Below are 22270 nucleotides of genomic sequence, written 5' to 3'. Positions count from 1 at the left end.
GTTAACTGTTGCGCTTACATTTCCGGTTTTATACTGTGTATGCGATTACAAAGTGACTGTGTCGTAAAAAGGGAGGCTAAAAAATGAAACGCGCATTATCCGCAAGCACCGCCATTGTCCTCTTGTCTTCCGTCCTGGCCGCATGCGGCTCGGACGCCTCCAACAATGCAGGCGCCAGCCAATCGGCCAGTCCGAGCGCAGGCGCTAGCGCTTCGAGCAGCGCCGCGCCTTCGGACAGCACCACGCCGAAGGAAAAGGTGACGATCAACCTCTGGAGCTTCACCGACGAGATTCCGAACATGACGAAAAAGTACATGGAAACCCACCCCGACGCGAACGTCGAGTTCAAGACGACCGTCATCGCGACGACGGACGGCGCTTATCAGCCCGCGCTCGACCAGGCGCTAGCCGGCGGCGGAAAGGACGCCCCGGACCTTTACGCGGCCGAGTCGGCCTTCGTCCTCAAGTATACGCAAGGCGACGCATCGGACTACGCCGCGAACTACGCGGACCTGGGGCTGGGCGACGACTTGGTGAAGGACGCCGGCATCGCCCAATATTCGGTCGACATCGGCAGCAAGGACGGCGCGCTGAAGGGCCTCGCCTATCAAGCGACCGGCGGCGCTTTCATCTATCGCCGTTCGATCGCCAAGGACGTGTTCGGCACGGACGATCCCGCGACGATCAAGACCGCAGTCGGTCCGGGCTGGGACAAGTTCTTCGACGCGGCCGCCAAGCTGAAGGCCAAAGGCTACGGCATCGTTTCCGGCGACGGCGACATCTGGCACCCGATCGAGAACAGCTCCGACAAAGGCTGGATCGTAGACGGCAAGCTTCATATCGATCCGAAGCGCGAGCAGTTCCTGGATTTCTCCAAGCAGCTCAAGGATAACGGTTATTCGAACGACACGAAGGATTGGACGGAAGCTTGGTACGCGGACATGTCCGGCACCGGCAAACAGCCGATCTTCGGCTTCTTCGGTCCCGCGTGGCTCATCAACTACGTCATGAACGGCCAGGTCAAGGACACGAACGGCGACTGGGCCGTGACCGAACCGCCGACCGGCTTCTTCTGGGGCGGCACGTGGCTGCTCGCGAATAAAGACGTCGTCAAGAACGATGCCAAAAAAGCCGCGGTCGCCGACTTCGTGAAGTGGGTGACGCTGGATACGTCCGATACCGGCCTCCAATCCTATTGGGCGAACGGCACGATGAAGACGGGCGAGCAAGGCACGAAGGACAGCGTCGCGTCGAGCGTCGTCATGTCGAAGTCTAACGGCGAAGTCGCATTGCTCGGCGGGCAGAACATGTTCGACGTGTTCGTGCCGGCCAACGCCAACGCGACCGGCAAAAACCTGACCCAGTACGACGAGTCCATCAACCTTATCTGGCGCGACCAGGTGCGCGAATACGCGAACGGCACGAAGAGCCGGGACAAGACGATCGCGGACTTCAAGCAGAAGGTCAAGGACCAGCTCGGCATCGAAAGCGAATAATACGGCTCTATGCGCCGAAGGGGCGGGTCCGATATCCCGCCCCTTTATATGAATAAACGAGGTGGTAGCCATGCGCCGCAAGAGCGTCAGCTATTCGAGATTCGGCTACATGTTCAGCTTGCCTTTCATACTCGCGTTTCTTGTTTTCTCGTTCTATCCGGTCTTGTACACGGCGGTCATCGGCTTTACCGATATGAAGGGCGTCATTCCGAAGCCGGTTCATATCCTGGACAATCCCTTCGGCAACTTTACGGATCTTATCCTGCACAACACGTCGTTTCGCATCTCGCTTACGAATACCGCGTTGATCTGGATCCTCAATTTCATCCCCCAGGTCGGACTCGCGCTGCTGCTCACCGCCTGGTTCACCAATCAGCGCCTCAAGGTGCGGGGCCAAGGCGCGTTCAAAGTGCTGCTCTATATGCCGAATATTATCACGGCGAGCACGATCGCCGTGCTTTTTAACTCTTTGTTTTCCTATCCGATGGGTCCCGTGAACAGTCTGTTCGAGAGCTTGGGCTGGATCGACGCGCCGGTCAATTTCCTGCAGGACAAGACGACCGCGCGGGGCATCGTCGCCTTTATCCAATTCTGGATGTGGTACGGCAATACGATGATTATCCTAATCGCCGGCGTCATGGGTATCAATCCCGCGCTGTTCGAAGCAGCCGCCATCGACGGCGCGAACGGCTGGCAGACTTTCATGCGCATCACGCTGCCGAGCCTCAAGACGATCATGCTCTATACGCTGATCACGTCGATGATCGGGGGACTGCAGCTGTTCGATATCCCGCAGCTGTTCCTGTTCGGCGGCCCCGACGACGCGACGCTCACGACGTCCGTGTTCATCTACGGGCAGGCGTTCAAGGGCAGCTACATGTTCAACAAAGCGGCTGCGGCGAGCATGATCATGTTCGCGATCGCGGCGATCCTGTCGGGTCTCTTGTTCTACCTCATGCGCGACCGCGATGCGTCGCGGCTCAAAAAAGCGCAAAAAAGAATCAAAAAGGCTGCGCAAGCGGCGGCAAGGGGGCTGTGATCCATGGAAAACATCCGGACGGAGTCCAGAGCCGCCCTTCACGTCAACCGCACGATCGTCTACGTCGTCTGCATCGCCCTGGCGCTGCTCAGCATCCTGCCGTTCTGGATCATGTTCGTCAATGCCACGCGCTCGACGGCCGAGATCCAGAGCGGGTTGTCTCTGCTGCCATCCTCGCATATGAAGACGAATCTGGACGTGCTGCTGAGCAAAAGTTTCGATCCGCTGAAGGGATTTTTTAATTCGCTCATCATCTCCGGCTTCTCGACCATTTGCGCGGTCTACTTCTCATCGTTGACCGCGTACGCGCTGGTTGCGTACAACTGGAAGCTTCGCCAGGCGTTTTTTACGTTTATCCTGCTCGTCATGATGATCCCCGCGCAGGCCAGCGCCATCGGCTTCTACAAGTTCATGTACCAGCTGCACTGGACGAACAGCCTGCTGCCGCTCATCCTGCCGGCGATCGCGGCGCCGGCCATCGTATTCTTCATGCGGCAGTACCTGCTCTCCATGCTGTCGATCGAGATGGTGGAAGCGGCGCGCATCGATGGAGCCGGAGAGCTCTACACGTTCAACCGGATCGTGCTGCCGATCATGGTGCCGGCCATCGCCACCCAGGCGATCTTCGCCTTCGTCGCGAGCTGGAACAACCTGTTCATGCCGCTCATCCTGCTCACGCAAAAGGACAAATACACGCTGCCGATTATGGTCAGCCTGCTTAAAGGGGATATTTACAAGACGGAGTTCGGTTCGATCTATATGGGGCTCGCCCTTACGGCTCTGCCGCTCTTCGTGATATACTTCCTGCTGTCCAGATATATCATCGCAGGCGTCGCGCTTGGCGGCGTCAAAGAGTAAGAACCCCGATCCGTCCGGCACGCGCCGGGCGGATCGTCATGCTGCGTGGTGGAGGCATCGAACGTGCGCATAAAAATTCGGGCGGTATCGGCGCTGGCGGCGGCCGGCTTGGCCCTCGCGACAGCCGGATGCGGGCAGGGAACGGGCGATCGGCTCGCCGCGGACCCTGGCTCCGGCGACCAGGTGACGATCAAGATGATGCATCTGTGGCCGGAATCCGGCGCGCTCGGCCAGCATCGGATCGTGAACAAGATCATCGAGGAGTACGAGGCGGAGCATCCGAACGTCGTCGTCAAGCAGGAAGTGCTCGACAACGAGCAGTACAAGGCGAAGCTGCGGGTGCTCTCCGCCGTCAACGATCTGCCGGACGTCGGCTTGACGTGGGCGGCGGGCGCGCTGCAGCCGTTCGTGGAGGGCGGGCTGTTCACGCCGCTCGACGATCTGCTGCAGGGCGAGTTGAAGGATTCGTTCGTGGCGGGCACCACGGAAGCCTACGCCGTGGACGGCAAGACGTACGCGCTGCCGCTCGAATTCAATATTGCGCCGATCTACTATAATAAGGAGCTGTTCCGGGAATTCCATTTGGAGGTCCCCAAGACATATGACGAGCTCCGCAGCATCATCGGGACGCTCGCCGCGGGCGGCGTCGCGCCGATCGCGCTGGGCAACCAGGACCGCTGGACCGGGTCGATGTGGTACATGTACATGGCCGACCGCATCGCGGGTGCCGAGGCGTTGGCCGAGGCTATCGGCGGCGAGCGCTCCTTCGCCGATCCGAGGCTCGTCCGCGCGGCCCGGAGCTTGCAGGATCTGGTGGGCGCGGGCGCGTTCAGTCCGGACTTCAACGGCTTGTCCAACGACGAGGCCAAGGCGATGTTCCTGAGCGGCAAAGCCGCCATGTACATGGTCGGCGCGTGGGAGCTGCCGAACTTCACGACGAACCAGGACATCCCCCAGCGCTTCCGCGACAACGTCGGCTTCTTCAAGTTCCCGACCGTCGAAGGGGGCAAAGGAGATATCGACGGCTGGGTCGGCGGCCCCGGCGTCGGCTTGTTCGTCGCCGAGAACTCGGCGGTGAAGGCGGAGGCGAAGTCGTTCGTCGAGTACTTCGTCAAGCGCTGGGGCGAGCGGTCCGTCACGGATGCGGGCGTCATCCCGGCGACGAAGGTCGATACGGCGGCCGTCAAGCTGCCGCAGCTGTACGTCGACCTGCTCAACGAGATGAACAAAGCGACGAGCATCACGCTGTTCGCGGACGTGCAGCTGAAGCCGGGCGCCGCCGAGACGCACCTGAACCAGATCCAGGCGCTGTTCGGCAAAGCCGTGACGCCGGAAGCGTTCGCGGCCGCGCACGACAAGGTGATTAAGGCGGGGCAGTGAAGGAGTGAGGGCCAGGGTGAGGCGTGTCGGTCTCCGCGCCGGCCCTTGTCCCGCCCCGCCTATTCGTCGCCATGCCTCGCCATCGTCGAAGCACAGCGCTACCGTCACCATGCCTCACCATCGTCGCAACACCATACTACCGTCGCCATGCCTCACCCTCGTCGCAACACCGCACTACCGCCGCCTTGTCTCACCCTCGCCGCAACACCATACTACCGTCGCCATGTCTCACCATCGTCCGTCGCCATGCCTCACTAACTATTCAATGCAACTAGTATCGTCGTCTCGCCCGTTCTACCATTATCTTCAATAAATAGCTGCATTCATGCATCTATTTTCTGCCGATCCGGCCATTTTGCGGACGATACCTGCAAATATGCATCTATTTCGCTCAAATCCGCCTCTTGGCATCGCCAGTAAGGAAAATACCTGTACATTTGCAGTTATCGCGACCGACTTTCTTTACTCCGCAAAATTACCTGCAGAAATGCAGTTATTTTGCAGCAGCGATTCGCAGCAGCACCTCGCTGCTCCACTTTGCGCTGCACCAGACTTGCGGAGGTGGCGAAGCAACCGATGCAGCGAGAGCGACGGTGGGGGAGGGGGAGCGGAGCGCCAACGACAAAATCGCCCTCCCGGCTCACGGCCGCCGGAGGGCGATTCCTTTTTCACACACGCCAATTACTTAATCCCGAACCGCACGAACGAGTCCACGATCTGGCGGCGCAGCAGCAGGTAGATGATCAGGATGGGCAGGCAAGACACCGTCGTGGCCGCCATCAGCGAGCCCCACATGTTGGAGTCGGAGTTGACGAACAGCTTGAGTCCGATCTGCAGCGGCGCGTTTTCCATCTTCTTGGTGATGAGCATCGGCCACAGGTATTCGTTCCACCCGTTGATGAAGAGGATGATGCCGAGCGAGGCGACCGAGGACTTGATGTTCGGCAGGATGAGCCGCGTCAGGATGCCGAAGTCGCTCTGTCCGTCGATGCATGCCGCCTCGATGAGCACCTTGGGGAACGACTGGAAGCTCTGGTAGAGCGACAGGATGGCGAAGGTGGACACGGCGAACGGCAGCACGATGCCCATGAGCGTTTCGTTCATGCCCATGTCGTTCACGAGCACGTAGTTGGGGATCATGATCGATTGGAAAGGGATGAGCCACGTCAGGCTCAGCAGCGTGAAGATGAGCGTCTGCCCGCGGAAACGCCAGCGGACGAGCGCGTACGCCGCGAGCAGGCCGGTGAACAGCTGCAGCGCGGTCATCAGGATCGAGACGCCGAACGAGTTGAACATCATGCGGAGGATCGGCATCTGCTCGAACGCATAGCTATAGTTGCTCAGGATGGGGCTCGGCGGCAGGAAGTCGGACTTGAAGATGTCCGATTCGTTTTTGAACGACGAATTCAGCATCCAGTACAGCGGGAACAGCGCGATCACGCACATGAGCGACAGCAGCCCGTGCTGCAGGACCGAGACCGCCGGCGGTTTTCTTTTCATGGTCGGCTCCTCCCGGCTTAGTTATCGTAAAAGGAAAATCGGCGCGACAGCGAATTGAGCGCGAGCGAGATGACGCCGAAGACGACGAAGAACAGAAGCGACGCCGCCGAGCTGAAGCCCGCGTTGAGGTTGGAGAAGGCGAACTTGTACATCTCGTAGTAGACGTTGGTCGACGTGCCGTACGGACCGCCGGTCGTCAGGATGTCGATGTACGCGAACGTCCATTGGCTGGAAAACAGGATGCTCATCGTCAGCATGAAAATAATCATCGGCGACATGAGCGGGACGGTGATGCGCCAGAACTGGCGCATGCTGCCCGCGCCGTCCTGCGAAGCGGCTTCGTAGTACTCGCTGTTGATCCCGGTCAGCGCGGCGGAGAACATGATCGTGCTGAAGCCGATCATCTTCCACCCGGTGATGAGCAGGATGATCCACTTGGCGAAGGAGGGGTCCGAGAAGTAGGCGATCGGCGCGTCGATGAATCCGAGCTTCATGAGCGCGACGTTCACAAGCCCGCCCGACGGATGGAACAGCCAGCGCCAGATCGCGCTAACCGAGACCGGCGCCAGGATCATCGGGATGAAGAACAGCGCGCGGTACACGTTTTTCATGCGGCCTTCCATGTGATGGGTGACCGCGGCCAGCGCGAGCGGGATGACGATGGAAAAGGGCAGCAGCAGTACCGTATAGAATACGGTGTTGCCGATCGAGTCGGCGAAGCTCTTGTTCTGAAGCAGCCGCGAGAAGTTGTCCAATCCGACGTACAGCGGCTCGGTGCCGGGGACCATGCTCCATTTGTGAAAAGCCAAATAAAACGTGTAAAGCAGCGGTCTGTACATCCAAATGCCGAGCAGGACCAGCGCAGGCAGCAGGTACAGCCAGGGCTTCAGCATGCGAAGCGCCTTGGACCGGGCGCGGGGCCGGTCCAAGGCTACGGGCGGCTTCCCCGCGAGGGGGGGCGCGTAGGCGTTTTCGATCGCTTGGCTCATGACGGCTCCTTTCCTTTCGTTACTGGATCATCTGGTTGATGTCGTCCTGCGCCTTCTGCAGCGTCGCCTTGACGTCGCCGTCCTTGGTCATGACGGACTTGACGATGGCGTCCGTGAACGCGGTGGCCGCTTCAGTGGCGTATTCGCCCGGCCAGATGGCGACCGGCTGGATATGCGACAGCTGCTCGAGGTTGATCCGGTAGAGCGGGTTCTGCTCGACAAAGTCCTTCAGGCCGTTCGGATCGTCGGCGTGCGCGGTGCGCAGCGGAAGGTAGCCGATCTGCGAGGTGATGATCGTATAGCCGCGGTCGCCGGTGACGAAGCGGATGAACTCCCAGATCGCCGCGCTTTTCTCCGGGCTGTCCGAGCGGACGGCGAGCACGCTGCCCGAGTTGACCGGGACGGCCGGCTTGTCGCCGAATTGCGGCATGCCTGCGCCGTACACCTTCCAGCCGCCGGCTTCGGACGCCTTCTTGATGCCGCTGTAGAGCGAAGTCGAGGAGGCGTACATGCCGAGGTTGCCGGCCATGAACTGCTCCGCCAGCTCCGTCTCCGTGCCGGGCGCGGACGCGCCGTTCTGGTACAGATCCTTCCACGTCTCGATCGCCTCGACGCTCTCTGGGCTCGCGAAGCCCGCCGATTTGCGATCCTTCGAGAGCACCTCGCCGCCGTTGCTCAGGATGAGGCCCTCGGTGATCCAGCCGTTGGCCGGCGTGAGGCCGAAGCCGTCCTTGCCCGTGGCGGCTTTGATCTTGAGGGAGGCTTCCTTGATCTCGGCCCAAGTCTTCGGCGGCTTCGCCGGATCGAGTCCGGCCGCTTCGAACAGCTTGCCGTTGATGAAGACGATCGGCGTGCTGAACGTGAAGGCGAGGCCGTACATCTTGCCGTCGATCTTGCCGAGCTCGAGCGCGTTGGGCGAGATGCCCTGCAGATGCGCGTCCAGCTCCGCCTTCGGGAAGACGTCCTCGTACGCTTTGAAGCCGAGGCTCAGGCGGGAGGCGTCGAGCGTGCCGAACGGATGCTGCACGACGTCGACTTCTTTGCCCGCGGAGATATCCGCCTTGTACTGCTGCATCGTCGTGTCCGCGACGCCTTCGACGACGACGCCCTTTTCCTTGCCGACCGTGTCGTTAAATTCCTTGATCAGCTGCTCCATGCCCGGCTTCATCGTCGGGTAGGCCAGGCTGTACGAGTAGAACGTGACCTTGGTCGGATTCGCGGGATCGAGCTTGGCGAGCTCCGTCTGGCTTGGCGCCGCGGTAGCGGCAGCGGCGTCGGCTTCGCCTTCTGCGGCGGAGCCGCAAGCGGACAGGCTGGCTGCGGATGCGATGGCGAGTACCAGGGCGGTGCCTTTCATGAACGGTTTCATAAAATCAGGAGTCCCCCTTTTCAATAATGGATGCCCGTTCGTCTAAGCGACTAAGCTTCCAGGCAGTAAGCTTGTATACGCGCCCGATCTTGGGCGTCGATGCCGAATTCGGCGAGCAAATACTGTTCGAACGTACCGTGCGCGGACAAAATGGCGTTCATCGAGGCGTCGAGATACCGCTCCTGCAGCGCCATCGTGCGGCGCATCGTCTCGAGCGACGCTTCGTCGAGATATTGGGCGGCCATGTCGAACATTTGCGCATGGAACTTTTCGAGCGTCACGTTCGACAGCAGGTAATCCTCCATGATCGTCTCGTACGGCACGCCCAGCGTGAGCAGAATGAGCAGGGCGCCGACGCCCGTGCGATCCCGTCCGCCCGCGCAGTGGTGGACGAGCGGCAGGCTCGTTTCCGGCGTGCGGAGCAGCGACATGAGCTGCTTGTAGGAGCCGTTGTTGATCGGCAGGCTGGCGTACAGCCTGTCCAGCATGTTGTCCGAGAACGCCTTGTGCATGCCGCTCTTGAACAGCTGCTCCATCGTCACGTGCGGCGCGCTCTCTGCGGCTTCGTTGGCGGGTACGCGGATGTAGAGCGCTTCGCCGATGACCGGGTCCGGCTTCTCTTCGGCTTCGGCGCGGTTGCGGTAGTCGAATACATGCCTCAGGCCGATAGCGCGCAGCGCCTCGTGGTCGGCTTCCGTCAGGCCGGTCAGCTCGGCGGCGCGGAACAGCAGTCCCTTTTTGACCGTCCGGCCGTCTTCGGTGCGCAGTCCGCCCATGTCGCGGAAGTTAAAGGCGCCTTCCAGCGGCAGCAGGCAGGCCGGCATTTGAATCGTCGTCATGATGCGTCTCTCCTCGTTATCGATGTCGGTAGAGCCGGCAGCAGGCGCCGGCGTTCGATGCGATCGCGCTTGCGCCGGCGGCCTGGTGCCTACAGGAATCAGTGCTGGGCGACGAGCATGGCGATCGGGAAGCGGAAGTACTCTTCGCCGGAAGTCGGCAGCACGGTCGTCTGAATCGAGATGCCTTCTTCGGTCACGTCGACGATGTTGAAGCCGCAGAAGTCGACCATCTTGTAGTTCTCCGCATCCGCCAGCTCGCCGGTGAACGCCGTGCCTGCGGCTGCGACGTTGACGATGCCGCGGTAGGTGCCGACGTTGTTGGAGTGGACGTGTCCGGCCATGACGCCGATGACGTCGGTGCCTTCGATCGCGTCGCCGAGCTGCGCGCGGTTCGTCAGCAGGTGGTCGCCGGGCATGCCGCGCACGCTCATCATCGGATGGTGGATACCGACGATCGTGCCGAGCTGCGCGGGGGTGGCGAGCTCGTCCTTGAGCCAAGCGAGCTGCGCGGCGTCGAGTTCGCCGTCGTGGCGTCCGGCCACTTGGGAGTTCAGGCCGATCAGGCGCAGTCCGTTAAAGTCGAGCGAGTAGTAGTAGGCTTCTTCGGACGGCGCTTCGCCGAGGTAGCCTTGGCGGAACGCGGAGCGATGGTCGTGATTGCCGAGCACGACGTGCACGGGCGCGCCGATCAGCGCCGCGCATTCGTCCAGAACCGTGCGGATGTAGGCATAGTCGGCTGCGTCGCCTTCATGCGACAGGTCGCCCGTGATGAGCACGAAGTCCGGCGCGACGTTCGCGTCGCGGAGGTGGCGGAACGTCTGCTTGACCTTCTCGGCAAGGTTGAACTTGGCGAATGGACCCTCGGAGCTCGGCGCGTTCATGTGCGTGTCGGTCAGGTGGACGAATTTCATGCTTTTCATCTTCAATCAGCCTCCTTGGTTTTTGAAAAGTTATCTTGTATACAAGAATTATCAATCTTGTATGTAAGGCGGGTATAAACGAGCGATCGGAGTTGTGTAAAAAATGCGGACATGCAAAAAAGCCCCGAAACGGGAGGTTTCGGGGCGGGTTCAACGATGCGGCGGCGCCGGAAAACGGCGGCGCTATACGTTTTTATACTTTGTAGCCGTTTCTAAGCAGCTCTTCGCGCGAGTTGCGTTTGGACGCCTGGATGGCGGCTTTGGCCTCCACGTAGTTGCCTTCGGTTAAATAACGGTAAATTTCGGCATACAGCTTCTTGCCCGTGTAAGGACGGTTGGAGCCTTCGGTCGACCGGTAGGCGACGACGACGTACAGGACCTTGTCTTTGTAGCGGTCGAACGTCTCCATGATGCTGCGGTTGCCGATCGTGGAGAGCAGCGTGCTCATGAACATCAGGCCGGACTCGTAATATTCGCGGTGCATCTTGCGCTCGCTGGCTTCGATCAGCTGGTCCAGGTAATAGCGCAGGCGCTCGAAGTCGGGCTCGTACTGATCCTGCTCCATGCGTTCCAGCACGAACAGATAAAGCGCGTTCAACAGATCGAACATATCGTACAGTTCTTTGACGTCGATTCCTTTGACGAGGATCCCGCGCTTGACCAGCGTTTCCAGGAATCCTTCCTTTTCCAGCTGCATGACGGCGGCTCTGACGGGGGTCCTGCTCATGCCGAGCCCGCTCGCGAGCTCGCTCTCCGAGAGCAGTTGGCCGGGCAGATATTGACCGCCGAGCAGCCGCTGCCGGAGTTCCTGGTAGGCGACTTCCGCGAGAGGCAGGTCGGACATGGGGCAATCTCCTTCGAATCGTTACCGATCGTGATATCCATTTAGTATATCTTGTCGATCGGCGACGGGCAATGCAACGGTTTTCTACTATCCCCGCATTCACTTAAACCTAGACGCCAACGGTCGGTCGCGCAGCTCGTCCGGACGGTTTATCGTAGTTTACAGCTCGTACCATGCAAAAGTACATGATGGGAGTCCGTCAGGACGGCTCTTTTCATGTCTATCGTGCAATTCTGCATGATACATCCCCCCATTTAGCCTGAATCGCAAGAATCGGTGTTGCATGATGCAGTCTTACACGATAGCCCCGCGCGAAGGTTCTGACTGCTGCCGTATCACGCACATTTGCAGGATTCGCGTATAACCGTTCGATTCGGTCTAAAATCGTTCTATGGCGCAGCGCAGATCTCCGTCGTTTACGTTCAGAAAAGGCCGAATCGTTTCTTGCACACGTTTTTGCGGTCTGCGCGGAGCCGCTCGTCGAAGCCGGCCGCTTCAAGCTTTTTGAACAACGCCTCCGGGCCTTGATTCAGCTTGAAGTCCATCTCTTCCTTGTACAACGGCAGCAGGCTGAAGAAATGAACGTCCTTCCCGGGAGCCGCAGTCAACGTAAAAAAGTCATTGGCGGCTTGAACCGTCGACGGAATCGACAAGATCGCGCCGGCAAGCTTCGTATTGTCGGCATAAGGCTCGGCCGGATCCCCGTTCGGGATCGTGTGCGCCAGATAGAGCCAGGTGTTATATTCATGCGGAATGCGGGCGATGGTCTTTAACATGCGGACAGGCCAGTAATGGTCTTCGTCCCTGAAGGCGGCTTCGGACAAAGGCCAATTGGCGGGCAGGCAAAGCATGAGTTCGGCAAAGCGCCAGGCTTCGGCTCCTTCGGGCACGTTCATCGGGCGCATGCCCATGCCGCAGGTGACGAGCGTGTAAAAGTTGCGTTGCGGCGTCGGATCGACGACAAGGATGTCCAGATGAACATGCGTGGAGACGATCTCGTGGAAAACGTTGCGCACCGGGCCGATATGGGCCTCGACATGCCGGGTGACTCGTTCAAGATAGGCGCTGTCTTCTTCGGCGTATGTAGGCGGGCTCTCCGGGGCTTCGTGCCGATAGATGATGCTGCCGCCGGCGGACTTCTCTTCTTTGCTCATAGGAACCTCCAACGTATAATGGATAAATCATGTAAATATATCGGATTTTTGAATCGTATGCATAATAGACAAAAAGAAGGCGGCATGAACGATGCTCGACCGATCCGTCCCCTACTTTAACGTCATTATGAAGAGGCAGCCGGGCAGACCGATTCCGGAATGCCCGCTGCCTGCGGGGTATGCGATCGCCAGGTTTATTCCCGGGAAAGAGGAGAGCTGGGCCGAGATCGAAGCGTCCGTAGGCGAGTTCGACAGCGCGGGAGAGGCGATTCGCTACTTTCGGCAAACCTATCTGCCACTGCCCGACGAGCTTGGAAAACGATTGTTGTTCGTGGAAAACGAGCGGGGCGAAGCGGTCGGTACCATCATGTGCTGGTGGGATCATACGGGCGGCCGGCGCGATCCTTCCGTCCACTGGTTCGCGGTCAAGCGCGGCTTTCAAGGATTAGGGCTGGGGAAGGCGTTGGTTGCGGCTTGCTTGCGGGAAATGATCGGTTTGGAGGGCGACCGCGATATTTACCTGCATACCCAAACTTGGAGCTATAAAGCCGTGCGGCTCTATAGTCAGTTCGGATTCGAGATCGTGCGCGACGAGACGTTCGGTTCGTACGCTAACGATTACGACCGGGCGATGCCGATCTTGGACATGCTGCTGAAGCTGGGGAGGGAATAATTGCGGCTCTAGTAATCTTTTATTTTTTGCGCTTTTTCTTCGTATAGCTGCTCAACTGTCTTCAACACGATATGGGGAACTTCCATGATTTTTAATTGTTCTTCTAGGCTCTCTCCTTCGGATAAAACCGTTAATTCATCTGTTTTTACATTCAGTATGCCTGTCTCTGTTTTCCCGTCTAACCGTTCGCGTTTGTACAAAATATATCGGTCGTCCCAGCCCAGTTCAATGACATCCGCATCAATTTTGACAGGCGCTTCGTCTTGCTTCTTTCTGACGAAAGCCAGTCCGTTCAGGGTTCCGAACAGACGATAGTCATGCGGCAGGACAATGACCGTATCGGATATTGCGTCCCGGTAGTCTTCTATCGCTCTGTCAATGAGGTTTTCACAGCCGGTTAAGAAAGGCACCATCATCAGACACAGCGCGATTGATTGCCGAACTTGAATCATCGTCTAGCCCCCTTTTGTCATGGTTAAGGCGCATGCCTCAACCATAACAAATGATGGGAAAAAATTAAATCAAAGCCGCGATCCCCCGCTGGCATCGATCAACTGGCCCGTCACCCAGCGGCTGTCCGAAGATGCGAGGAAGGCGGCGATGTCGGCGACGTCCTCGGGCTGGCCCCAACGGCCGAAGACGGAGAGCCCTGCGGCAAATGCCCTGCCTCCCGGATCTTGCAGCGTCCCCGCGTTCATGTCGGTGTCGATGATGCCGGGCTGGATCGCGTTGACCCGGATGCCGCGGCTGCCCAGATCTTGCGCCAAGTTCAGCGTGAGCGTATTGATCGCGCCCTTGGACACGCTGTAGCCCAGCAGATTCGGCAGCGGGATCCGCGTCACGGCGGAAGAGAGATTAATGATGCTGCCGCCGTATTTCATGCGCTTCAGCGCCTCCCGAATGACGAGAATCGGCGCTTTGACGTTGATCTCCAGCACCTCGTCAAGCGATGCCGCCGTCGTTTCCTCGATGCCGATCTGCTGGCCGATGCCCGCATTATTAACCAAGATATCAAGCTGCGTGCCGGATGCCGGCCCGTCCAATCGTCCGTCCAGCTCCTCGAACAAAGCCTCGATGCCCCCGGCACAGACGAGATCGGCGCCGATCGCGAAGGCCGACCCGCCGCCGGACCGAATCTCGCGGACGACCTCTTCCGCGCGCTCCCGATTGCTCCCGTAATGCACCGCGACGGTCGCTCCATCCGCGGCAAGGCGCAGCGCGATCCCGCGTCCGATCCCTCTGCTTGCCCCCGTTACCAATGCGACCTTTCCGTTCAGTCTCGCCATATGGATCAGCTCCTTCTCTTTTTTACAAGACCAGTTATAGCACGCGGCCGGCTTTGCGATGTTGCGCTTCTATTCGGATGTCCGGACAAGCCTTTGGTTGATGGCAGTTAAGGCTGATAGAATGGGATTACAGGACAGCAACCTAGAGGAGGAGACACGAATGAGCGAACGAGCGCAAGCGGAAATCGTAACGTGGTCCGGGGGGCATTTCGAGCTGCTGCACCGAATGAACGCGCCGGAGATGACCGAGCATCTGGGCGGACCGGAAACGGAGGCGCAGGTCGCGGAGCGCCACGAACGGTACTTGCGGATTGCGGGGAAAGGAACGGGCCGCATGTTCGCGGTCATCTTGCTTCCCGGGCTTGAGCAAGTCGGGACTGTTGGCTATTGGGACCGGACCTGGCAGGGAGAGCAAATTTGCGAAATGGGATGGGGCATCCTGCCGGCCTATCAAGGCAAAGGCATCGCGACCGCAGCAGTGTCCCAAGCGATTGAGCATGCCCGCAAGGAGGGCGCCCGCCGCACCATCCATGCATTTCCGGGCGCGGACAACCCTGCCTCCAATGCCGTCTGCCGTAAGCTTGGCTTCACGCTGCTCGGCGAATGCGAATTTGAATATCCGCCGGGCAGCTGGATGCGGTGCAACGACTGGCGGCTGGGGCTGTGAAGGATTCAACCCAAAAGGGTCAGTCCCAGATATCCGGCCTGCTGATCTGGAGCATGCGCATGTATTGCAGCAGCTGACCGGTATGAACGGCGTCGTGATAGGATTTGCGTTCAAGCGCGTCTCCGAGGTAGCGTTCGATCGGACGATGCGGCCAGCGAATCAGGCGCGTCTCGAACATGCGGACGTCCAGCGACTCCACGTAGGACAGGAAGCGAATATGGTGAGGTTCGCTTTGTTCGACCTCGTCTTGAATGCTTGTGTAGGGCCGATCCTGCATCGGCGCCGTTTCCTCCTCGGTCGGCAGCCGCTGTTCGGTCAAGATCATATGCCAGTAGTAATCGTGCTCCAGCACATGCCGGATCATTTGGCCCACGGTCAGGGCTGCGGCATCGGGCTGCCAATGAATATATCGATCCGGGATGCTGGATGCGGCTTTGATAAATCTTCTGCGGGTTTCTTTCAGATCGAGCAAGATGAGCGATTTGGCGTCCATGTATATTCCTCCGATAATGGGATCGGCGATAGCCGGCGTTCGGATTATATTGTAGTACGACGACATTTCGGTTAGCATCGAAGTATGAATGCATATCAGAATATCGTATCCGTGGCTTCGCTGATCGGCGATCCGAGCCGCGCCAAGATGCTGGACGCTTTAATGGGAGGGCAGGCGCTGCCTGCCGGAGAACTGGCCTATATCGCGGGCGTATCGCCTCAGACGGCCAGCGCGCATCTGTCGAAGCTGGTAAATGGGAAGCTGCTAATCGTCGAGTCTCAAGGTCGGCATCGCTATTATCGCCTGGCGAACGCTGAGGTAGCGCAGTTCGTGGAGATGCTGGAGGCGCTGTCCCCTGCCCGCCCCGTCAGATCGCTTAGGCAGTCCGAGGAGCTAATCAAAGTGCGCCACGCCCGCACCTGCTATGATCATCTGGCGGGCCGGTTGGGCGTCGCGTTGACGAATGCTTGGCTGGAGCGGTCTTATCTGTCGATCCTCTCCGACCGGGAATTCGGCGTGACGGACGAAGGCGCCGCGCACTTCTTGAGATGGGGGGTCGACCTCCGGGCATCCTCCCCGGGGAGACGCGTATTCGCCAAGCGCTGCCTGGATTGGAGCGAGAGATACCACCACGTCGGGGGTTATCTGGGTGCCAGGATCGCATCGGCGGCGCTTGCGAACGGCTGGGTCGAACGCATGGAAGGGACGAGAGCCTTGCGCGTCACCGAGCGAGGCCGGGACAGCCTTCGGGATCTGTACGGCATGGATTGGCGGCCTTAATGCCGGCGGTGTCATGAAGGTGCGGCCGGCTAAGCTGCGCGTCCCCGGGAGGAGCGTTCTCTTTCCCGTGCCAACATCTGATCCGAATCGGAGGATTCCCATATGAAGCTGAAAATCGCGTGCCTTCACGCGCACGAATCGAATATTGCTTACATCGACGGGCTTCGCGTACCCGACGGGTTGTCGTGGGCCCACTACGTCGATCCGGGGTTGATCGCGCGCATGGGCGCGGATGAATCGTTTACGGAGGATCATGCGCGAGCGCATGTCGTTCGTCAACTGGAATGGATGGCGAAGGCCGGCGCCGACGCGATCCTGATCACATGCACGAACTATATCGCCTTACTCGACGAATCGCAGCTGGCAGTCAAGCTGCCGATTCTCAAGATCGACGAGCCGTTCTTCGAGGAGATCTGCCGGCGCACCGGCCCGCAAGCGCTGCTGTTCACGAACCCGGCGACCGTCGCGGGGACGATGAGCCGGCTTTATGATTATGCGGAGCGCGGGAATCGCGGTCGGCCGCAGATCGAGACCGTCGTGCTGCCCGAGGCGTTCGGCCTCATCATGCGCGGGGAAAAGGGAGCGTATCAGGACGTCGTCCAGGCGGAGCTGGACCGGCTTCTGGACGCCGAACCGGCAAGGCCGGTCTCCGTCGCGCAGCTGTCGATGGTCGATGCAGCGGAGCAGGCAGAAGCCGCGCGCGGCGTGACGATCGGCCATCCGCTTCGTCCGCTTGCTAGCGTCGTAGAGGCGCTGGCGCGGGAGCTCGGCGGCCGCTAAGCGCGGCCCCGGGCGCCAGCGTCTAACGACGCCGACGTTCCAATATAGCTCTAGTGAGCGTCATTTGAGCCGATCCACCCGCCATTATCCCAAGATAGAGCCTCTTGCGCCTCGTTATATTGCTATGACTCGGTACAGAATGAAACGGACTAGCGTAATATTGAACGCTAGTCCGTTTCTGTTTGTTCATTTTTCGCCTTTTTTAGCTGCTTTCGCTCAACATGGGCCAATCCCCATTGATGTAAGGTTTCCAACACCGGAGACAGGCTCATGCCGTATTCCGTGATGGAGTATTCCACTTTCGGCGGGATTTGCGGATAAATGACTCGTTTAACGAGCTCTTCCTCCTCCAAATCGCGCAGATGGAGCGTAAGCATCCTTTGCGTGATATCGGGCAGCAATCTTCTTAGCTCATTGAACCTTAAAGGCTTACCTTGAAGCAAATGATAAAGGATAATCGGCTTCCATTTGCCGACGATCGAATCCAGCGCCGCAACGAATTGACACTGGAAAGGGTTCTTTTGCATACGTTGGCCTCCTTTACAGTACCTTTTTTAATACTATACCACATTTTTTTGCCTACTTACCATTAGTAAGTATATGTTATACGATCAACCTTGAAAGTGTACTTAAATCAATTACAGAAAGGAAGTCTTGATTATCATGGCAACTGTACTGTACATCACCGCGCATCCCCTTGATCCTCAGGAATCTTTTAGTCTCGCGGTAGGCAAAGAATTTATTGAAGCGTACCGTAAGGAAAATCCAAATGATGAAGTTGTTCATTTGGATCTGTACAAAGAGAATATTCCGCAATTCGATGCAGATGTTTTACGTGGTTGGGGAAAACTTCGGTCGGGTTCAGCTTTCGGTCAATTGTCTGATGCTGAAAAGTCAAAAGTAGCTCGTCTTGAGGAGATTGTCGATCAATACGTGGCTGCCGATAAGTACGTGTATGTTTCCCCCATGTGGAATTTCTCGATCCCACCGGTTATGAAAGCATACACGGATGCGACTTCAATTCCGGGCAAGACTTTCAAATATACCGAAAATGGTCCTGTAGGTCTGTTGCCCGGCAAGAAAGCCTTACACATTCAAGCTAGCGGTTCCGTTTATTCGGAAGGTCCTCTTGCTGAAATCGAAATGGGATACAGCTATCTGAAAAAGATTTTGCAGTTCTATGGGATTCATTCTATGGAGGCCATTTTTGCTGAAGGAACAGCATCAAAAGAGCGAGCTCCGGCTATTAAAGAAAAAGCAATTGCATATGCGAAGGAAGTTGCCAAAGGTTTCTAACTAAGGGGGCTTCCTTCTCGAGGACTCGGGCGATCTATGCTGTATATTCCAACCATGTTATCGCATGAAATAACCCGGGGACTTCTGCTCCCGGGTTATTTTCTACGTCGTTCTAGTCGAGGGCTGATCCTGCTGCTTGCTGTAGCCGGCGATACGCTTAACCCCCTCCCCGATCTTAAAAAAAGATAAGCGCGCTTAATTCCCGGTATCCCAGCCTCCCGGCATCCTGCGGTACACTTCAGTCATCACAACCGCGACGGGGGGAATGGACAGTGCACGCGAGCACGAGCGCGGTCAAGCCGCGGACCAAGCCGAGGCCGCTTGCCCGGACGGGCAGCCGGTACGCGCATTACCGCAAATACATGGTGCTGTACCTCATATCGCTGCCGGGCATCTTCTTCTTTCTCGTTTTCAAGTACGTGCCGCTCTTCGGCTCGATCATGGCTTTCAAAGACTACAATGTGTTCGCCGGCATGTGGAAAAGCGAATGGGTCGGGTTCGCCCACTTCAAGCGCATGTTCGAGTACCCTGACTTCGGCCGCATCTTGATGAACACGATCGCGATCGGCGGCTACACGCTGCTGTTTGCATTTCCGATCCCCATCGTCCTGGCGCTGCTCATGAACGAGCTCCGCGGCCGGCTGTTCAAGCGGTTCGTGCAGACCGCGGTCTATCTGCCCCACTTCCTGTCGTGGGTCGTCGTGGCGGGCATCGTCATCGGCATCTTGTCGCCCACCAACGGTCTCATGAACCAATTGCTGAATCATTTCGGCGTCGATTCGATCTACTTCATGGGCGAGGAATCGTACGTGCGGTCGATTATCGTCGGATCGGGCGTCTGGCGGGACGCAGGCTGGAGCACGATCATCTATCTGGCAGCGATGGCGGGCATCAATCCCGACCTTTACGAGGCCGCGCAGCTGGACGGCGCGAACCGCTGGCGGCAAACCCGGTCGATCACGATCCCGGCGCTGCTCCCGACGATCACAGTGCTGTTCCTGCTGCAGATCGGGCAGTTTCTCGACCTCGGCTTCGAGCGCGTGTACGTCTTCCTCAATCCGCTCAACGGCGGACGCGGCGACATCCTCGACACGTACATCTATGACGTCGGCCTCATCCAGGGCCAATACAGCTACACGACGGCGATCGGCCTGTTCAAGTCGCTCATCGGGCTTGCGCTCATCATGGGCGCCAACGCGCTCAGCAAAAAAACGACTGGCGAAGGCCTGTACTAACGAATGGGGGCCACCGATATGAACGCAGCTTCAACTTCGACGCCAACCTCAATCTCATCCACGATCCGACGAAGAAAGGGTACATCCTACGTCATTCCAACCATCCTGGCCGTCATTTGCCTGATCATGCTGCTGCCGATCTTCAACATCCTGGCGCAGTCGTTCAGCAGCGCCGCCGCCATCGGCGATCAGCGCGTATACCTGTGGCCGGTCGAGTTCACGACGAGCAATTATGAGGCGATCCTCGGGCAGACGAGCATCTGGCGCTCCTTCGGCGTGAGCGCGATCGTCACCGTCGCAGGCACGCTCATCGCGCTCGCCATGACGGCTTCGCTCGCCTATCCGCTGTCGCGGGCCGAGTATCGGGAGCGCAAGTGGGTGCTGACGCTGGTGCTCGTCACGATGATCTTCCACGCGCCGCTCATCCCCAACTATCTACTCATCAAGCAGCTGCACATGCTCGATACGCTGTGGGCGCTCATGCTGCCCGGCGCGATCAGCGCATTTAACCTGTTCGTCATGCGGTCTTTCTTCCTCGCGATTCCCGGGGAGCTCATCGAGTCCGCACGGATCGACGGCGCCGGCGAGCTGCAGACGCTATGGAAGATCATCCTGCCCCTGGCCAAGCCGGCGATGGCGACGATGGGCATCATCTACTCGGTCGCGCTCTGGAACAACTACGCCAACGCGTTGTATTTTCTCAGCGACCGCGCCTTGTTCCCGCTGCAGGTCAAGCTGCGCGAGTTCATCATCACCGACTCGTCCGACCTCGCGACGACCGCGGCGGACATCGCCAATCTGTCGCCCGAGGGGCTCAAGATGGCCGTCATCGTCATCGCGACCGTGCCGATCATGATGGTGTATCCGTTTCTGCAGAAGTACTTCATTAAGGGCATGATGCTCGGCTCGATCAAGTCGTGATCGCCCTCATCCCGTATAATAAAAGTCAACACGGCTTAAAAAACACAATGTCTGCGGCGAACGGGCCGCGATAAGATCATAATCGCAAACACAAATAGCGAAGGGGATGGACGTATGGCGGGAGGCGCTTTGAGGGGTTGGAGGAACGCGGGGATATTGGCGGCGCTGGCGGCGGTGACGCTGGCGGGCTGTTCGAACAAAGAGAAGACGGAGGCGGCCGCGCCGGCAAGCGGGGCGTCCGGGACCGCGAAGGCGACCGCGACGGCAACGGCGCCGCAGAAGGCGGTCAAGATCTCGATCGGTATGAGCGACGCATTGAACAAGTACGCGCTGGCCAGCGACGACATCAACAAGGATAAATGGGTGAAAAAGCTGGGCGAGCTGACGAACACCGAGCTCGACATCAAGCTCATTCCCCACGCCGACATCAAGCCGAAGATCGCGCTCATGTTCGCGGGCGGCAACGTGCCGGACGTGCTGCACACGATCCAGGGCATGTACCCGGTCAGCACGGATATGCTGGGCGCGGTCAAGGGCGGCGTGTTCCTCCCGCTGGACGATCTGCTGCAGCAGTACGCGCCGGACTTGTTGAAAGCGATTCCGGAGGAAGCCTGGAACGAGGTTCGCTATGACGGCAAAATCTACGCGATTCCCGAATACCTGTCGATCCAGTCGCGCCGGGCGACGTTCATCCGCAAGGATCTGCTGGACGCGACGGGGCTGCCGGTGCCGAAGACGGTCGACGAATACCTCGACGTGATGCGCGCGATGAAGAAAAACGGCGTCGAGCATCCCTTCGCCTTCCGCGAGAAATTCGCTTACTCGGACTTCATTTTCGGCGCCTACGACGTCATGCCTTACAGCACGATGTTCGAGAAAATCGGCGATGAGGTCGTGCCGAAATTCTTCAAAGTGGAGGCGATGAAGAAGGCGCTGCAAGCTTACAAGACGATGTACGACGAGGGCCTGATCGCCAAGGACTTCGCGAGCGTCGACGGCAACCGCTGGACCAACGAGATCAATGCCGGCAAGTCGGGCATCTGGAATCACAACGCCAACCTGATGACGACGTGGGTCAACACGACCAAGGCGGCGAACCCGAACGCGGTCGTCACGATGATCCCTTCACCGGTCGGCGACGACGGCAAGGGCGGCATGATGAAGTACAGCTACACGGGCAACCTGACCTACATCAACAGCAACGTGGGCGAGGAAAAGGCGGCGGCCATCCTCAAGCTGCTCAACTTCATGATGACCGACGAAGGCGACCGGTTCTTCAACTTCGGCATCGAGGGCGACACGTACACGCTGAAGGACGGCAACGTCGAATACAAGCAGCCGGTGACGGCGGAGGAGACGTACGAAGAGCAGTTCCGCTCGAGCATTCTGCGAATGGTGGAGGACACGGCGCTCAACCGCACGCTGCTCGCCACGACGGAGCCGGGGCGTCAGGTCGTCGAACTGTTCGATTCGGTCGTCACGAAGGAAGGGCGCGAGGGCATCTCCTTCCTGCCGGAGCTTGAAGCGAGCGGCAAGTACAGCGACGCAGGGCTGAAGTTCTCCGACATGCCGCCGATCATCTTGAACCATATGCTCAAGATGATCTACGGCAAGGAGCCGATCTCCGACTGGCCGAAGGTGCTCGAAGAATGGCGGTCGAAGGGCGGCAACGAGATCATCAAGGAAGCGACGGAGCGGTACAACAGCAAGGACGGCGTCAAGCTGGGCGAATGATCGTGCCGGCGGGCGTT

Annotated in this window: 23 protein-coding genes; 12 read left to right on the top strand and 11 right to left on the bottom strand. The window is 58.8% G+C overall.

Annotated elements, in window-relative coordinates; genetic code table 11:
- Positions 1-83 precede the first annotated feature (83 nt).
- From BM235_RS21975 to BM235_RS21960, 4 genes are all read left to right on the top strand, one after another.
- Positions 84-1496, top strand: coding sequence for an ABC transporter substrate-binding protein (locus tag BM235_RS21975; RefSeq protein WP_090116396.1), 1413 nt, complete (start codon positions 84-86; stop codon positions 1494-1496).
- Between the two features lie 70 nt (positions 1497-1566).
- Entirely contained in the window at positions 1567-2535 is a 969-nt protein-coding gene (locus BM235_RS21970) for a carbohydrate ABC transporter permease (protein WP_090116395.1), read from the top strand.
- A 3-nt stretch (positions 2536-2538) separates the two neighbouring features.
- A complete protein-coding gene (locus BM235_RS21965) occupies positions 2539-3393 on the top strand; it encodes a carbohydrate ABC transporter permease (RefSeq protein WP_177244267.1) in 855 nt (284 codons plus the stop codon).
- 69 nt (positions 3394-3462) lie between these two features.
- Positions 3463-4773, top strand: coding sequence for an extracellular solute-binding protein (locus tag BM235_RS21960; protein ID WP_369803541.1), 1311 nt, complete (start codon positions 3463-3465; stop codon positions 4771-4773).
- A 681-nt stretch (positions 4774-5454) separates the two neighbouring features.
- Here BM235_RS21960 and BM235_RS21955 read toward each other — a convergent pair.
- The 7 genes from BM235_RS21955 to BM235_RS21925 form a co-directional block, all read right to left on the bottom strand.
- Positions 5455-6273, bottom strand: a complete 819-nt coding sequence (locus tag BM235_RS21955; protein ID WP_090116394.1) for a carbohydrate ABC transporter permease — start codon at positions 6271-6273, stop codon at positions 5455-5457.
- Positions 6274-6290: 17 nt separating this feature from the next.
- Positions 6291-7262 carry a carbohydrate ABC transporter permease gene (locus BM235_RS21950; protein ID WP_090116393.1) on the bottom strand — a complete coding sequence of 324 codons (972 nt, stop codon included), beginning with the start codon at positions 7260-7262 and terminating at the stop codon, positions 6291-6293.
- 19 nt (positions 7263-7281) lie between these two features.
- Positions 7282-8631: an ABC transporter substrate-binding protein gene (locus BM235_RS21945; protein ID WP_090116392.1), complete on the bottom strand. Its 1350-nt coding sequence runs from the start codon at positions 8629-8631 to the stop codon at positions 7282-7284.
- A 50-nt stretch (positions 8632-8681) separates the two neighbouring features.
- Positions 8682-9470, bottom strand: coding sequence for a tyrosine-protein phosphatase (locus BM235_RS21940; protein WP_090116391.1), 789 nt, complete (start codon positions 9468-9470; stop codon positions 8682-8684).
- A gap of 98 nt (positions 9471-9568) precedes the next feature.
- The gene (locus tag BM235_RS21935; protein ID WP_090116390.1) at positions 9569-10390 is read right to left on the bottom strand and encodes a metallophosphoesterase family protein; all 822 of its coding nucleotides are present in this window, start codon (positions 10388-10390) and stop codon (positions 9569-9571) included.
- 193 nt (positions 10391-10583) lie between these two features.
- Positions 10584-11234: a GntR family transcriptional regulator gene (locus BM235_RS21930; protein ID WP_090116389.1), complete on the bottom strand. Its 651-nt coding sequence runs from the start codon at positions 11232-11234 to the stop codon at positions 10584-10586.
- Positions 11235-11656: 422 nt separating this feature from the next.
- A complete protein-coding gene (locus BM235_RS21925; RefSeq protein ID WP_090116388.1) occupies positions 11657-12388 on the bottom strand; it encodes a suppressor of fused domain protein in 732 nt (243 codons plus the stop codon).
- A gap of 91 nt (positions 12389-12479) precedes the next feature.
- On the opposite strand from BM235_RS21925, the gene BM235_RS21920 reads away from it, so the two are divergent.
- Entirely contained in the window at positions 12480-13061 is a 582-nt protein-coding gene (locus BM235_RS21920) for a GNAT family N-acetyltransferase (RefSeq protein WP_090116387.1), read from the top strand.
- Positions 13062-13069: 8 nt separating this feature from the next.
- On the opposite strand, the gene BM235_RS21915 is transcribed toward BM235_RS21920, so the two are convergent.
- Positions 13070-13513: a hypothetical protein gene (locus BM235_RS21915; protein WP_090116386.1), complete on the bottom strand. Its 444-nt coding sequence runs from the start codon at positions 13511-13513 to the stop codon at positions 13070-13072.
- A gap of 69 nt (positions 13514-13582) precedes the next feature.
- A complete protein-coding gene (locus BM235_RS21910; protein ID WP_090116385.1) occupies positions 13583-14347 on the bottom strand; it encodes an SDR family oxidoreductase in 765 nt (254 codons plus the stop codon).
- 160 nt (positions 14348-14507) lie between these two features.
- Between BM235_RS21910 and BM235_RS21905 the strand changes: the two genes are divergently transcribed.
- A complete protein-coding gene (locus BM235_RS21905; RefSeq protein WP_090116384.1) occupies positions 14508-15014 on the top strand; it encodes a GNAT family N-acetyltransferase in 507 nt (168 codons plus the stop codon).
- A 19-nt stretch (positions 15015-15033) separates the two neighbouring features.
- Here the strand turns inward: BM235_RS21905 and BM235_RS21900 are convergent, their stop codons facing one another.
- Complete coding sequence (locus BM235_RS21900; protein ID WP_090116383.1) at positions 15034-15507, bottom strand: DinB family protein; 474 nt, start codon at positions 15505-15507, stop codon at positions 15034-15036.
- Between the two features lie 84 nt (positions 15508-15591).
- Here BM235_RS21900 and BM235_RS21895 point away from each other — a divergent pair, with 84 nt between their 5' ends.
- Both BM235_RS21895 and BM235_RS21890 read left to right on the top strand, forming a co-directional pair.
- A complete protein-coding gene (locus BM235_RS21895) occupies positions 15592-16287 on the top strand; it encodes an ArsR/SmtB family transcription factor (protein ID WP_090116382.1) in 696 nt (231 codons plus the stop codon).
- A gap of 102 nt (positions 16288-16389) precedes the next feature.
- Positions 16390-17067 (top strand): aspartate/glutamate racemase family protein, encoded by a 678-nt coding sequence (locus BM235_RS21890; RefSeq protein WP_090116381.1) that lies wholly within the window; start codon positions 16390-16392, stop codon positions 17065-17067.
- Between the two features lie 167 nt (positions 17068-17234).
- Here BM235_RS21890 and BM235_RS21885 read toward each other — a convergent pair whose 3' ends face one another.
- Entirely contained in the window at positions 17235-17594 is a 360-nt protein-coding gene (locus BM235_RS21885) for a winged helix-turn-helix transcriptional regulator (RefSeq protein WP_090116380.1), read from the bottom strand.
- Between the two features lie 136 nt (positions 17595-17730).
- On the opposite strand from BM235_RS21885, the gene BM235_RS21880 reads away from it, so the two are divergent.
- The 4 genes from BM235_RS21880 to BM235_RS21865 all read left to right on the top strand — a co-directional run bounded on the left by BM235_RS21880 (position 17731) and on the right by BM235_RS21865 (position 22253).
- Positions 17731-18363 (top strand): FMN-dependent NADH-azoreductase, encoded by a 633-nt coding sequence (locus BM235_RS21880; RefSeq protein WP_090116379.1) that lies wholly within the window; start codon positions 17731-17733, stop codon positions 18361-18363.
- A 272-nt stretch (positions 18364-18635) separates the two neighbouring features.
- Positions 18636-19598, top strand: coding sequence for an ABC transporter permease (locus tag BM235_RS21875; protein ID WP_255374517.1), 963 nt, complete (start codon positions 18636-18638; stop codon positions 19596-19598).
- Between the two features lie 18 nt (positions 19599-19616).
- Complete coding sequence (locus BM235_RS21870; RefSeq protein WP_090116378.1) at positions 19617-20519, top strand: carbohydrate ABC transporter permease; 903 nt, start codon at positions 19617-19619, stop codon at positions 20517-20519.
- A gap of 129 nt (positions 20520-20648) precedes the next feature.
- Entirely contained in the window at positions 20649-22253 is a 1605-nt protein-coding gene (locus tag BM235_RS21865) for an extracellular solute-binding protein (RefSeq protein ID WP_255374516.1), read from the top strand.
- The last annotated feature ends 17 nt before the right edge of the window (positions 22254-22270 follow it).

It is taken from the genome of Cohnella sp. OV330, assembly GCF_900112065.1.
Lineage (GTDB): Bacteria > Bacillota > Bacilli > Paenibacillales > Paenibacillaceae > Cohnella.
The sequence above is the reverse complement of the archived record's forward strand: the minus strand, read 5'-3'. Positions and strand labels throughout refer to the sequence as shown.